General features: G+C 64.4%; 12 protein-coding genes. 11 read left to right on the top strand and 1 reads right to left on the bottom strand.

Features of this window, described 5'->3' with window-relative positions; all coding sequences use genetic code 11:
* Positions 1-11: 11 nt before the first annotated feature.
* Positions 12-1199 carry an acyl-CoA dehydrogenase family protein gene (locus tag ACVW1B_RS13575; protein WP_456792207.1) on the top strand — a complete coding sequence of 396 codons (1188 nt, stop codon included), beginning with the start codon at positions 12-14 and terminating at the stop codon, positions 1197-1199.
* A gap of 24 nt (positions 1200-1223) precedes the next feature.
* Positions 1224-1625: a VOC family protein gene (locus ACVW1B_RS13570; RefSeq protein ID WP_063790124.1), complete on the top strand. Its 402-nt coding sequence runs from the start codon at positions 1224-1226 to the stop codon at positions 1623-1625.
* Between the two features lie 305 nt (positions 1626-1930).
* On the opposite strand, the gene ACVW1B_RS13565 is transcribed toward ACVW1B_RS13570, so the two are convergent.
* Positions 1931-2671: a Spy/CpxP family protein refolding chaperone gene (locus ACVW1B_RS13565; RefSeq protein WP_076828866.1), complete on the bottom strand. Its 741-nt coding sequence runs from the start codon at positions 2669-2671 to the stop codon at positions 1931-1933.
* 454 nt (positions 2672-3125) lie between these two features.
* On the opposite strand from ACVW1B_RS13565, the gene ACVW1B_RS13560 reads away from it, so the two are divergent.
* From ACVW1B_RS13560 to ACVW1B_RS13520, 9 genes are all read left to right on the top strand, one after another.
* A complete protein-coding gene (locus tag ACVW1B_RS13560) occupies positions 3126-4466 on the top strand; it encodes an ABC transporter substrate-binding protein (protein ID WP_028340671.1) in 1341 nt (446 codons plus the stop codon).
* 116 nt (positions 4467-4582) lie between these two features.
* A complete protein-coding gene (locus ACVW1B_RS13555; protein ID WP_028340672.1) occupies positions 4583-5521 on the top strand; it encodes a carbohydrate ABC transporter permease in 939 nt (312 codons plus the stop codon).
* Entirely contained in the window at positions 5521-6432 is a 912-nt protein-coding gene (locus ACVW1B_RS13550; protein ID WP_016847559.1) for a carbohydrate ABC transporter permease, read from the top strand. Before ACVW1B_RS13555 ends, ACVW1B_RS13550 begins: the two co-directional genes overlap by 1 nt.
* Before the next feature lie 4 nt (positions 6433-6436).
* Entirely contained in the window at positions 6437-7537 is a 1101-nt protein-coding gene (locus tag ACVW1B_RS13545; RefSeq protein WP_456784949.1) for an ABC transporter ATP-binding protein, read from the top strand.
* Between the two features lie 29 nt (positions 7538-7566).
* On the top strand, positions 7567-8556 hold the full coding sequence (locus tag ACVW1B_RS13540; RefSeq protein ID WP_225646746.1) for a hydroxyacid dehydrogenase: 990 nt from the start codon (positions 7567-7569) through the stop codon (positions 8554-8556).
* Between the two features lie 69 nt (positions 8557-8625).
* Positions 8626-10050: an amidase gene (locus ACVW1B_RS13535; protein ID WP_456821643.1), complete on the top strand. Its 1425-nt coding sequence runs from the start codon at positions 8626-8628 to the stop codon at positions 10048-10050.
* 142 nt (positions 10051-10192) lie between these two features.
* Entirely contained in the window at positions 10193-10858 is a 666-nt protein-coding gene (locus tag ACVW1B_RS13530) for a hypothetical protein (protein WP_310879251.1), read from the top strand.
* Positions 10859-10913: 55 nt separating this feature from the next.
* Positions 10914-11687, top strand: a complete 774-nt coding sequence (locus ACVW1B_RS13525; protein ID WP_456821642.1) for a transporter substrate-binding domain-containing protein — start codon at positions 10914-10916, stop codon at positions 11685-11687.
* Between the two features lie 172 nt (positions 11688-11859).
* Positions 11860-12693 (top strand): DUF2147 domain-containing protein, encoded by an 834-nt coding sequence (locus ACVW1B_RS13520; protein WP_456780555.1) that lies wholly within the window; start codon positions 11860-11862, stop codon positions 12691-12693.
* Positions 12694-12808: the final 115 nt, after the last annotated feature.

Raw genomic sequence — 12808 nt, 5'->3', positions numbered from 1 at the left:
GGGAGGCGAACATGAATGTGACTTCTGCGGACCTTATCGGTGATCGCGACGTGATTGCCCGCGCCGAGGCGATCAGGGACACGGTGGCGGCCGCCTCCAACGATATCGAAACGACGCGCCGCCTGCCGCCCGACCTGCTCGACCGACTGCATGAGGCGCGGCTGTTCCGCCTGCTGCTGCCGCGTTCAAGCAACGGGATCGAGACCGATCCCGTCACCTTCTTCCATGCCATCGAGACCATCGCCAAGGCGGATGCCTCGACGGCGTGGTGCCTGAGCCAGGCCGGCGGCTGCGCGATGTCGGCGGCCTATCTCGACCTGCCGGTCGCGCAGGAAGTGTTTGCCGACCCGCGTGCCGTGCTGGCCTGGGGCCCCGGCCCGAAGGTCAAGGCGATCGAGTGCGAGGGCGGCTACCGCGTCACCGGGGTCTGGTCGTTTGCCTCGGGCGGGCGGCACGCCACCTGGCTCGGCGCGCACTGCCCGGTCTATGCCGCGGACGGCTCGCCGCGCCGGGATGCCAATGGCGAGCAGGTCGAGCGCACCATGCTGGCGCGGACCGAAGACGTCGCATGGACCGACATCTGGAACACGGTCGGATTGCGCGGTACCGCCAGCGACCAGTTCGCGCTCGACGATTTCTTCGTCCGCGCGGACCATTCGATCACCCGCGAATTCGACCGCGAGTGCCGCGAGGACGGCCCGCTGTACCGGATGAGCAACCACACCTGCTACCAGATCGGCTTTGCCGGGGTCGCCTGCGGCATTGCCCGCAGCGCGCTCGACAATTTCGTCGACGTCGCCCGCAACAAGGTGCCGCGCGGCATGAAGAAGACGCTGCGGGACAATGCGGTCGTGCAGTCCGGCCTCGCCCAGGCCGAGGTCAATCTGCGCGCGGCCCGCGCCTTCCTGCTGCAGTCGATGGCCGACATCTGGAAGGATCTGGTTGCCGGCCACAGCATCACGGTGGCACAGCGCATGACGATCCGAATGGCGGCCACGCACGCCATCCACAAGGCGCGGGAGGCCGTCGATTTCGCCTACAACACCGCAGGCGCCACTGCGATCTTCGACGGCCATCCGCTGGAGCGGCGCTTCCGCGACATCCACACCGTGACGCAGCAACTGCAGGGCCGCTTCAGTCATTTCGAGACCGTCGGCGCCTGGATGCTGGGCGTCGATGCCGACCTCAGCTTCGTTTAACCCGATTTCTCAAGGAGAAGAACCATGCCATTGGGTGGACTACAGCATTACACCATCGAGCCGCAGGATCTGGAGAAGACCAAGGCGTTCTATTGCGATGTGCTCGGGCTCGAGAACGGCGAACGGCCGCCGCTCGATTTCCCCGGCTACTGGCTCTATTCCGGCGGTCAGGCCACCGTCCATCTGATGGGCACCCGCAAGCCCCGCGACGGCATCGTGGTGCGCGGCACCGCGAAGAAATATGAGGACACCGGCCGCCTCGACCATATCGCCTTTGCCGCCAGCGACGTCGAAGCCGTGCGCAAGCGCCTGCAGTCGAAGAACGTCACCTTCCGTGAGCAGATCGTGCCGCGCACCGGCGACACCCAGATCTTCCTCTACGATCCGGACGGCGTCGGTGTGGAGCTGAACTTCCCGAAGAGCTAAGCGCCGGCGTTTTGCGGATCGCTGATTGCCGGGCAGAGCCGTCCGAAGGACATCGTCGCTTTGCCGCGCCGATGTCCCGGTCATTGACGGCTCAATCCGCGCTGGCCTCGGGCGCTGTGGATGGTTCCCGACAAGGCCCTGACTCGGCCATCACTCGGGCGTGATCCGGTCCGTTTTTCTTCAACATTGAATGACGAATTAACCGGGCCGCGCCGCTGCGGCAGAATAGCCGGGTGCTGCGCCTTTAACCTACCCCAGGGCTTGGTGGCCCGGCTATTCGTCCCCACTTGGCCGGCGAGATTTCCTCAGTCGAGCCCGCGTTCGTGGCTCAGGCGGACCATTTCGTTGATGAAGATTTGTTTCTGCTTGTCGTCGAGGCTGGCAAACAGCGGCTCGGCGGCGTCGGCGACGCCGCGCTGATCGACCGCCCGGTCATTGAGGAACTGGGCCTCGTTGCGCATCTGCTCGATGATGTCATCCGGCGGATCGCGCTGCGCCCGCGCGATGCGCAGGTTGAGTCGGTCGGCGCCGTTGTGGCCGAGATAGTGCATCGCACTGTTGAAGCCGGCCCAATTCTTCTCCTGCTCCGGCGTCAGGTTGAGCTCCTTCTTGATCCGTTCGATGTTGGCGTCGCTGTTGGCGACGATCTGTTCGGCCGTCAGCTGCGGCGCGCCGGCCTGGGTCAGCACGGTCGGCGCTTGCTTCGCGCCCTTGTCCTTGGCGGCAGCCTTGGCCGACTTGGGGGCCTTGGCGCCGGCCGCCGCGCCCTGTGCGTTCTTGCCGCTGCCGGCATTGGGGTTGTTGCCATTGTTGCCGGTCAACACCCCGGTCACGCCGGTCACCACCCCGACAACGCCGCCGATGGCTCCGCCGAGAACGCCGCCGACCGGCCCGGCAGCCTTGTTGCCCTCGCGCGCCCCCTTTTCGACGCCCTGCACGATCTGCGCATCGACCATATGAGGCACTGCGAGCAACGTGACGGTGGCGGCCCCAACCGCGGCGCACAATCTCCATTGTGCGCGCAGCTTCGCTACCGGGATGAGCATGATCGGGTCTCCGTGATCGGTGGTGGATTGCGGAATTGATGCGGGAGTAGGTTCGACAAATCCGGACTTTAGCGTTTCCGGCTTCAGCAAGTCTATCGGCCGCGCCGGGCATCAACATGGCGGAACAGAGTTCGCTGAGGCTTGATCGGAAAGCTGCGGCTCAACCGCGCACCGTCTGCGACCTTGTCTGCGTCGCCGCCCGCGTGCGTCGCAGCATGATCGCAAGACGCACGGCAAACCGCCGGCAACTGCAGTGATGCGAACGGCACTGCCTGCTATTTGACCACAACGTTAGTTCTAGTTGGCATCAGCATCTCGTTTCTCGACAGATGCCGGCAATTCTGTTCTGATCGGTTTCAACGCAATCCCGCGACGTCGCGCAAACGCGACGCACAAAAAAGAACAACGGGATTCAAAAAGTCTTTTGTCCGTCGGCTACCAGGGAGGGAATGCCATGTCACGGAAGAAGCTCTCGCGCCGAGAATTCGTCGCAGCGACAGCGCTGTCATCGGCCGCGCTGATTACAGCCCCCTACGTGCGTGGCGCCTACGCAGCCGGAAAGCTCTCGATGGGCTTCTGGGATCACTGGGTGCCCGGCGCGAACAGTGCGTCCACCGAGCTGGTCAATGAATGGGCTGCCAAGGAGAAGGTCGAGGTCCAGATCGACTACATCACCAGCCAGGGCAACAAGAACATCGTCACCATCGCCGCCGAGGCGCAGGCGAAATCCGGTCACGATATTTTCCAGATGCCGACATGGTGGCCGCAGGCTAACGCCGAGCTGCTAGAGCCGGTCAACGACATCATGGATCCGCTCCTCAAGCTGAACGGCGATGTCAACGGCACGGTGAAATATCTCGGCCAGGCCGGTGGTAAATGGCTCGGCGTTCCCGCCAGCGTCGGGAGCCAGATCAAGGGTCCCTGCTCACGCATCGACCTGATGAAGAAACACGCCAACATCGACGTGCAGGAGATGTATCCGGTCGGAAGCGAGCCGAAAGCCGATAACTGGACCCTCGATACCTTCCTCAAGGCGGCCGAAGCCTGCCACAAGGCTGGATTCCCGTTCGGCATCGGCCTTGGCGAAACCAGCGACAGCGTCGACACCGCCGGCGCGATCTTCCAGTCGTTCGGCGCGCAGCTGGTCGATGCCAAGGGCAATCTCACCGTCAAGACCGACGCGGTGCGCCAGGCCCTCGACTACTACAAGAAGCTGCTCGCCTTCCTGCCGCCCGATGTGGCGGCATGGGACGACGCTTCCAACAACAAGTGGCTGGTCGCCGGCAAGGGCGCGATGATCCTGAATCCGCCGAGCGCGTGGGCGGTCGCCAAGCGCGATGCTCCGCAAGTCGCCGAGCAGTGCTGGACGCACGGGTTCCCGGCCGGGCCGAAGGGACGCTTCGCGCCCTACCTGCCGTTCTTCTGGTCGATCTGGTCGTTCTCGAAGAACAAGGAGGCGGCGAAGAGCCTGCTGTCCCACCTGTCGCAACCCGCGTCGATCGAGAAGATGGTGGTCGCAAGCGGTGGCTATGACCTGCCGGCCTACGAAAAGCTCACGACCTTGAAGGTCTGGGCGGAGCAAGCGCCGCCAAAGGGGACGCTCTACCACTATCCGAACCCCTACAAGCACCAGACGCTGTCGATTGCGGCCTCGCCCGCGCCGCCCAAGATCGCGCAGCAGATCTACTTCCAGGCCACGCTGACCAAGATGTGCCTGCGGTACTACCAGGGTGAAAGCATGGAAAAGACGCTCGCCTGGGCCGAGGGCGAGTGCGAAGGCTTCATGCGAAGCTGACGACAAGCGAGGTCTCGCGCGACCACCCGTAATGTTGGCTGCGCGAGGTCCCGTCTTCACATCCCAGCCGCCGAACCGGCGAGCTGTGCAACCAACCCGCGCGAGGGACCTGCGTTATGGTTGATGTCGCATTCCAATCCAACCGCGCAGCCGCTGCCCAGACGGGACGAAGGCGCGTCGGCCTGCGCAACGCGCTGCGGCGCAAGTCGATGGCCGCGTTCCTGATGACCTTGCCGCTGATCCTCCTGATCGCGATCCTGGTGCTCTACCCGGCCCTCTACTCCTTGCACCTCGCGACGCTGAACAAGGCGATGACGAAGTTCGTCGGGTTCGGCAATTTCGAGTTCCTGTTCAAGCGCGACACCTTCTGGCTGGTGGTCAAGCAATCCTGCATTTTCGCGATCTCGGCGGTGATCTTCAAAGCCCTGATCGGCTTCATCGTCGCGCATTTCGTGCACAACGTACCCGCCAACAAGCAGCGCAAGTGGCGCGGCATGCTGCTGGTGCCGTGGGTGATCCCGCCGGCGATGAGCACGCTGGCTTGGCTCTGGCTGTTCGACCCCTCCTACAGCGCCTTCAACTACACGCTTTCCTTCTTCGGCATCGGGCCGATCCCGTGGACCGGCGATGCGATGTGGGCGCGCTTCTCGGTGATCCTGGTCAACGTCTGGTACGGCGCGCCATTCTTCATGATCATGTATCTGGCGGCGCTGAAATCGGTACCCGACCAGCTTTATGAGGCGGCCGCGATCGACGGCGCCAATTGGTGGCAGCGCATCTGGTACGTGACCCTGCCGATGATGCGCAACATCATCGCGATCACGACGCTGTTCTCGCTGATCGTGACCTTCGCCAATTTCGACATCGTGCGCATCCTGACCGCCGGCGGCCCGCTCGACCACACACATATCTTCGCCACCTGGGCGTTCCGCGTCGGCATCGAGGGCAGCGATGTGCCGCTCGGCGCCAGCGTTTCGCTGTTCATGGTGCCGATCCTCGCGGTCGCGGCGATTTTCATCCTGCGCGACATCACCAAACGCGGGAACGAAGCCTGATGAGCTCGCTGACGATCGACAAGTCCGGACCGACCCGCAAGGTCAAGTACGGCAGCATGAGCCGCGACCGCGCCTGGGCGCTACGCTGGTCCTATTTCTTCCTGGTGCTGTTTGCGATCTTCTCGCTGACGCCGCCGATCTACATGCTGATCACCTCGCTGAAGAGCAGCGCCGAGATCTCGGCCGCGACCAATCCGTGGTGGGTCTATCATCCGACACTCAGCAACTACATCGAGCTGCTGACCTCGAACCAGTTCCTGCGCTTCTTCTGGAATTCGGCCTGGGTCTCGATCATCGTGGTCACCATCACGATGCTGATCAGCGTGCCGGCGGCCTTTGCGCTGGCGCGGATGAAATTCTGGGGTTCGGCGACGCTCGCGACCGGCGTGTTCCTCACCTATCTCATTCCGGACAGCCTGCTGTTCATTCCGCTGTTCAAGATGTTCGCCGTGTTCGGCGACTGGACCGGCATCCAGCTGGTCAATCGCTGGTACGTGCTGCTGTTCATCTACCCGACGCTGACGGTGCCGTTCTGCACCTGGATCATGATCGGCTATTTCGCCTCGATCCCGAAGGAGCTCGACGAGGCGGCGATCATCGACGGCGCGAGCTGGTTCCAGACGCTGACCCGGATCTTCATCCCGGTCGCGCTGCCCGGCCTGATCGCGGCCACGATCTTCGCCTTCACCGTCTCCTGGGCTCAGTTCCTCTATCCGCTGGTGTTCACGACATCGACCGATCAGCTGGTGCTGCCGGTCGGCATCATCACGACCCTGATCAAGGGTGACGTCTTCAACTGGGGACAGATCATGACCGGCGCCCTGCTCGGCGCCGCGCCGCCGCTGATCATCTATGCCTTCCTGATGGACTACTACATTGCTGGCCTGACCGCCGGTGCGACAAAGGGTTGAACTTATGGCTGATGTCAGTTTGCGGAAGGTTGTGAAGCGTTACGATGAGGTCGAGGCGGTGCGCGGCATCGACCTTGATATCGCCGACCATGAGTTCGTGGTGCTGGTCGGGCCGAGCGGCTGCGGCAAGTCGACGACGCTGCGGATGATCGCCGGCCTCGAGGACATTTCCGACGGCGACATCATGATCGGCGGCGACGTCGTCAACGACGTGCCGCCGAAGGACCGCGACATCGCGATGGTGTTCCAGAACTATGCGCTCTATCCGCATATGACCGTTGCCGAGAACATGTCGTTCGGCCTGCGGCTGAAGCACTATCCCAAGGCGGAGATCAAGAGCCGGGTCACTGAGGCCGCCCGCATGCTTGACATCACGGATCTGATCGACCGCAAGCCGAAGCAGCTTTCCGGCGGCCAGCGCCAGCGCGTCGCGATGGGACGGGCGATCGTGCGCAATCCGAAGGTGTTCCTGTTCGACGAGCCGCTGTCCAACCTCGACGCCAAGCTCCGCGTGCAGATGCGGATCGAGATCAAGAAGGTGCACCAGAAGGTCCGCACCACGACCGTCTACGTCACCCACGACCAGGTCGAGGCGATGACGCTCGCCGACCGCGTGGTGGTGATGAACCACGGCAGGATCGAGCAGATCGGCACGCCCAACGAGCTCTACCACAAGCCGGCGACCCGGTTCGTCGCAAGCTTCATCGGCTCGCCCGCGATGAATTTCGTGCCCTGTCGGCTCGAGGACACCGGCGGCAAGCTCAACGTGCGGCTGACCGATCGCCTCGCTTTCTCGCTGCCGCCGGCACGCGCCGCCCGCTACCAGGCTCTCTCCCGCACCGACAAGCTGTTGCTGGGCATCCGGCCTGAGCACGTCATGGAGGCGCGGCCGCATGCCGAACCGGGCATCGAGCCGTTCGACGCGATGCTCGACGTTACCGAGCCGATGGGGATGGAGACCCTGGTCTATTTCACGCTGGAGGGCACCCAGGTCTGCGGCCGGGTCAATCCCAATGCCGGTGCGCAGGATGGCAGCCCGCTCCGATTGGCTGTGGACCTCAACAATATGCATTTGCTAAACGAGGTGACCGGCGTCGTCCTTTGACGGCGCACAAGAAACCTCAAGGGCAGGAAATGGCCACCAACAAGAAGAAGATTTTCGTCACCCAGACTTTGTCACCGGGGGCACGGGTGCTCCTCAACGAGCGGGATGACGTAGAACTCATCGAATTTCCCAACCTGATCTCCGCCAAGGACTTTCAGACCATGCTCGAGCAGCATGCGCCGGTCCATGGCGTGGCGCTCGGCGCAACCCGCTTCGGCGAGGCGGAGCTGGAGGCGTCCAAGGGCATGATGGTGGTGACCCGGATCGGTGTCGGCTATGACGCCGTCGACGTTCCGGCGCTGTCGCGCCGCAAGGTGCCGCTGATGGTCGCAGGCACGGCGAACTCGCCGTCGGTCGCCGAACAAGCTGTGTTCATGATGCTGACGCTGGCCAAGCGCGCGCAGGAAATGCACACGATGGTCAAGGACGGCACCTGGGCGAGCCGGCTCGGCGTGCTGCCGTTCGATCTCTACGGCAAGACCGTCCTGATCGTTGGCTTCGGCCGCATCGGCACCCGCACCGCCAAGCGCTGCCTCGCCATGGAAATGAACGTGCTGGTCTACGATCCCTACAAGCCCGCCAGCGAGATCACGGCTGCCGGCTGCGAGGCCGTGTCGAACCTCGAAGCGGCGCTGCCGCGGGCGGACTTCGTCACGATCCATTGCCCGAAGAATCCCGAAACCGTCGGGCTGTTCAACGCCGCGCGGATCAGGCTGATGAAGCCGACCGCCTATCTCATCAACACCGCCCGCGGCGGCATCGTCGACGAGAAGGCGCTGCACGACGCGCTGGTGTCGGGCAAGCTCGCCGGCGCCGGCCTCGACGTGTTCGAGGTCGAACCGCCGCCGGTCGGCCAGCCCCTGCACGCTTTGCCCAACGTGATCATGGCGCCGCATGTGGCCGGCGTCACGGTCGAGGCCGTCGATCGCATGAGCGAGCAGACCGCACGCAATATCCTGAGCGTGCTGGACGGCAATCCGCTGCGCCAGAACGTGATCAACCAGGACGTCCTCGGCTGAGCTTTCAGCCTTCCTCGTTTGCGCCGCGGCCGATCCGAAAGGATCGGCCCGGCGATGCGGAGTACCCACATGGCCTTCAAGGAATTCGGCAACTACGATGCGGTCGGTCTCGCCGAGCTCGTCCGCAACAAGGACGTGACGCCGAAGGAGTTGCTCGACGAGGCGATCGCGCGCACCGCCGCCGTCGATCCCAAGATCAACGCTGTGGTCGTCAAGCATTACGACTATGCCGAGCGCCAGATCGCCAAGGGGCTGCCTGACGGTCCTTTCACCGGCGTGCCGTTCCTGCTGAAGGACCTCGATCTGCTCGAAGGCACACGCACCACGTCGGGCGCCAGCCTGCTAAAGGACTTCGTCGCCGATCACAACGGCACCCTGGCCCAGCGCTTCCTCGACGCCGGGCTTGCGATCTTCGGCAAGAGCTCGAGCCCGGAATTCGGGCTGATGCCGACGACGGAATCCCGTCTGTTCGGCCCGACCCGCAATCCCTGGAATCTCGACCATTCCTCCGGCGGCTCGTCCGGCGGCGCTGGGGCTGCGGTCGCGGCCCGCATCCTGCCCGTCGCGCATGCCAGCGACGGCGGCGGGTCGATCCGGATCCCCGCCTCCGCCTCCGGCGTGTTCGGCATGAAGCCGACGCGTGCCCGCAACCCCTGCGGGCCCGATCGCGGCGAAGGCTGGGGCGGCTTCTCGGTCGGCCATGTGCTCAGCATCAGCGTCCGCGACAGCGCGGTGATGATGGATGCGATCCACGGCCCGGAGCCGTCGAGCCTCTATGTCGCGCCGCCGCCGGAGCGACCGTTCTCGCAGGAAGTCGGCCGCGATCCCGGCCATTTGCGCATCAGCTTCACCGACAAGTCGCCCTACGGCGATGCCATCGATCCCGAGATCGCCGCGGCGGTGCGCGGCATAGCCAAGCTGCTGGCGGGGCTCGGCCATCATGTCGAGGAGCGCGCACCGCCGCTGGCGGCCGATCCCGCCGCGGTCATGACGACCATCGTCGGCGGCAACACGGCGCTGACCATCCGTCTGCTCGAGCAGCGCGTCGGGCGCACCCTGACGTCGGACGATGTCGAGCGGCTGACGCTCGCCAGCGCCCAGAATGCGACCAAGATGAACCCGGCCGACTACGTGGCCGCGCAGCTTGCAGCGTTCCAGATTTCGCGCGCGCTTGCGACCTTCTTCGAAGGTTGCGACATCTTCCTCAGCCCGACGCTGTGCGCGCCGCCGCTCCGCCTCGGCGAGCTGAACACGATGTCCGAGGACCTCGGCCACATCGCGCCGGTGCTGCGCCGCTACATGCCGGGCACCTCGATGTTCAACATGTCCGGACAGCCGGCGATGTCGGTGCCGCTGGCCTGGAACAAGGCCGGTCTGCCGCTCGGCATGATGTTCGCGGCCAAGCTCGGCGAGGAAGGACTGCTGTTCCGCCTGGCCGGCCAGCTCGAACAGGTCCGCCCCTGGAAGGACCCGCGTCCGCCGGTTTGTGCCTGACGACGCTTTCAGGCGAAGCGGATCCCGCTTCGCCTCAAGACTGCGCGCCAGAACCACCGGGGCTGACAAAGGATAGTCAGATCAGGTAGATAGGGAGGGCGTCGGCACGATTCCGCGCGCCGTCAGCCTGGGAGACCAAACCGTGAATGACCCGACCGACAATGCGCTGGCCGCAATCGCGAGCATTCTCGACCAGACAACCACACCTCCCGAGACCTCCAAATCGACCGACAAGACGGCGGACAAGCCAGTCGAGCCCGCCGCGGAGCCCCCGGCGTCGATAGCGATGCCGCCGCCTTTGCCGCCGTCCATCCAGGTCGAGTCCATCGCGGCCGTGTCCGTCGAGGCCGCGCCTGCCGAGCAGACGGCGGTCGAGCCGCCGCCGATCGAGGAGCCCGAGCCGGTCGAACAGCCTGAGCCAAGCAAGGCTGAGCCGAGCAAAGCTGAGGCAAGTGAACCGGAGCCAACCGAACCGGAGCCGAGCCAGCCGGAAGCGGAGCCGGGGTCGATCCAGCCGCCGCCCCAACCGATCGAGGCCAATGGCTATTCCAAGTCCGGCCCAGGACCAATGGCCGCGCTGCGCTTCCGCTGGACGGTGCGCCAGGACGGCGCCCAATATTATGTCGACGAGACCGTCGGCGAGGCATCGACCCCGCTCGTCAACGGCCCGATGGAGCGGGACGCCGCGATCAAATTCGTCGACGATCGCGAGGCCCACGCGCGGCGGCGCTTCGAGCATTTCAAGCACGAGATGCTCAGCCGCACTGCAAGCGTCGTTCAGGCGAGCAAGGACAGCAACGAGGCCTGAGACGCGATACGTGCCCTTCGGGCATCGCAATCAAATGCGGATGGAGAAGACCTCGATGTTTCGCGCGCTGGCCGGCCTCGCTCTCGCTTTGCTCCTGTCCGCCGCGCACGCGCAGCAGGCGCCGTCCCGGCTCGATGAGATCGTCAAGCGCGGCATCCTGCGCGTCGGCATGACCGGCGACTATTTGCCCTTCACCTATCTCGACAAGGAGACCAAGGCCTTCCGCGGCTTCGATGTCGACATGGCGCAGTCGCTCGGCAAGGCGCTCGGCGTCAAGGTCGAGTTCGTGCCGACATCGTGGCCGCAAATGACCAAGGATTTCGAGGCCGACGATTTCGACATCGCGATGGGCGGCGTCTCCATCACCTTCGATCGGCAGAAGAAGGGTCTGTTCTCGACGCCGATCATGCGCGAAGGCAAGACGCCGATCGCGCGCTGCGCCGACAAGGGCAAGTTTGAGACGATCGCCGAGATCGACAAACCCGGCACCCGAGTCATCGTCAATCCCGGCGGCACCAACGAGCGCTTCGCGCGCGCCCACGTGAAAACCGCCGAGATCCGCGTCTTCAACGACAACACCAAGATCTTCGACGAGATCGCCAAGGGCGACGCCGACCTGATGATGACCGATGCGTCCGAGACGCGCTATCAGCAGAAGCTGCATTCCGGCGTGCTGTGCGCCGTGCATCCCGATAAGCCGTTCGACTTCGCGGAAAAGGCCTATTGGATGCAGCGCGACGTCGCCTTGAAAGCGTTCGTCGACCAATGGCTTCACATCGCGCGCGAAGATGGCAGCTACGCGAAGATCTACGCTGCATGGTTCGAATAGCCCGCGCCACGCTCAAAATTTGAAGCGCACGGCCTGAAACCAGACCGCAATCCAGCGATTTGAACCTTAGCCGCAAGGATACGACTCATGTTCTGACCGTGATCTGGGACACGTTCAACGGGGTGGTCACCGGATAGCCTTGCGAACGCGGCTCCCTGCACCGGAGGTCGAGATGAGAAAGCTTCTGGCGATCGCCACGCTCGTGCTGGCAAGCACGGCCGCAGCGCAGGCGCAGTACACATTCGATTACGGCGGCCGCACTATTCGCATCGATCCCGATCGCGGCACGGTTTCGATCCCCGGCGTCTACGACAATACTCCCCGCCGCACCAAACGCGCCAAGAGCGACGACACCGAGCAGAAGCGCAAGGCTCCGAAGGAAGCCAACACGAACGCCAAGTCGGACACTAAGTCGGACACTAAGACGAATTCCCAGGCCGCGCCGCCCAGCGCGCCAGCAGCGGCTGCTCCGCCTGCCGTCGATCAGGCCGCCGTCCCGCCGGCGCCTGCCGCAACGGCAGAGCCGCCCAGCACGGGCGTTGCGGCCACGCCGCCTTCAGCTACAGCCGCGACCACACCGCCGCCGCCCGCGGCGCCAGCCGTCCAGCAAACTGCGCCGGCTGCAAAGCCCACCACCGCTCCAACGGTCGGCGCCGCCTCGCCGAGCGCTCCGGTGCCCAAGCCGCTCGCCAATCCCGTGCAAGCAGCGAACTCGCCGCTCGGCGTCTGGCTCACCGAAGAAAAGGAAGGCAAAATCCGCATCGAGCAATGCGGCGCCAATCTCTGCGGCTACGCCGTCGACAAGAAATCGAACGCCAACGGCGAACAGGTCCTGATCAACATGAAGCCGGGCAAGGACAAGTGGAGCGGCCGCATCTTCGATCCGAACAGCGGCAGCACCTACGATTCCACCATCGCGATGAGGAGCCCGGACACGCTACGCGTCCAGGGCTGTGCGTTCGGCGGCATGTTCTGCGGCGGCCAGACCTGGACGCGGGTGAATTGATTGCCTGCAAATCGTAGCCCGGATGGAGCGAAGCTTAATCCGGGATTTTCACCATGGGAGAGACCGCCCCGGATTGCGCTTCGCTCCATCCGGGCTACGGTCTCATAAAATCAAA

Source organism: Bradyrhizobium sp. USDA 4502 (assembly GCF_054063355.1).
This window is presented reverse-complemented; position numbering and strand designations above follow the sequence as displayed.

What these genes read in the sequence shown, in the direction of transcription:
- ACVW1B_RS13570 (WP_063790124.1), top strand. Translation starts at nt 1,224, where the DNA reads ATGCCATTGGGTGGACTACAGCATTACACCATCGAGCCGCAGGATCTG.
- ACVW1B_RS13560 (WP_028340671.1), top strand. Translation starts at nt 3,126, where the DNA reads ATGTCACGGAAGAAGCTCTCGCGCCGAGAATTCGTCGCAGCGACAGCG.
- ACVW1B_RS13565 (WP_076828866.1), bottom strand. Translation starts at nt 2,671, where the DNA reads ATGCTCATCCCGGTAGCGAAGCTGCGCGCACAATGGAGATTGTGCGCC.
- ACVW1B_RS13525 (WP_456821642.1), top strand. Translation starts at nt 10,914, where the DNA reads ATGTTTCGCGCGCTGGCCGGCCTCGCTCTCGCTTTGCTCCTGTCCGCC.
- ACVW1B_RS13520 (WP_456780555.1), top strand. Translation starts at nt 11,860, where the DNA reads ATGAGAAAGCTTCTGGCGATCGCCACGCTCGTGCTGGCAAGCACGGCC.
- ACVW1B_RS13535 (WP_456821643.1), top strand. Translation starts at nt 8,626, where the DNA reads ATGGCCTTCAAGGAATTCGGCAACTACGATGCGGTCGGTCTCGCCGAG.
- ACVW1B_RS13555 (WP_028340672.1), top strand. Translation starts at nt 4,583, where the DNA reads ATGGTTGATGTCGCATTCCAATCCAACCGCGCAGCCGCTGCCCAGACG.
- ACVW1B_RS13575 (WP_456792207.1), top strand. Translation starts at nt 12, where the DNA reads ATGAATGTGACTTCTGCGGACCTTATCGGTGATCGCGACGTGATTGCC.
- ACVW1B_RS13540 (WP_225646746.1), top strand. Translation starts at nt 7,567, where the DNA reads ATGGCCACCAACAAGAAGAAGATTTTCGTCACCCAGACTTTGTCACCG.
- ACVW1B_RS13550 (WP_016847559.1), top strand. Translation starts at nt 5,521, where the DNA reads ATGAGCTCGCTGACGATCGACAAGTCCGGACCGACCCGCAAGGTCAAG.
- ACVW1B_RS13545 (WP_456784949.1), top strand. Translation starts at nt 6,437, where the DNA reads ATGGCTGATGTCAGTTTGCGGAAGGTTGTGAAGCGTTACGATGAGGTC.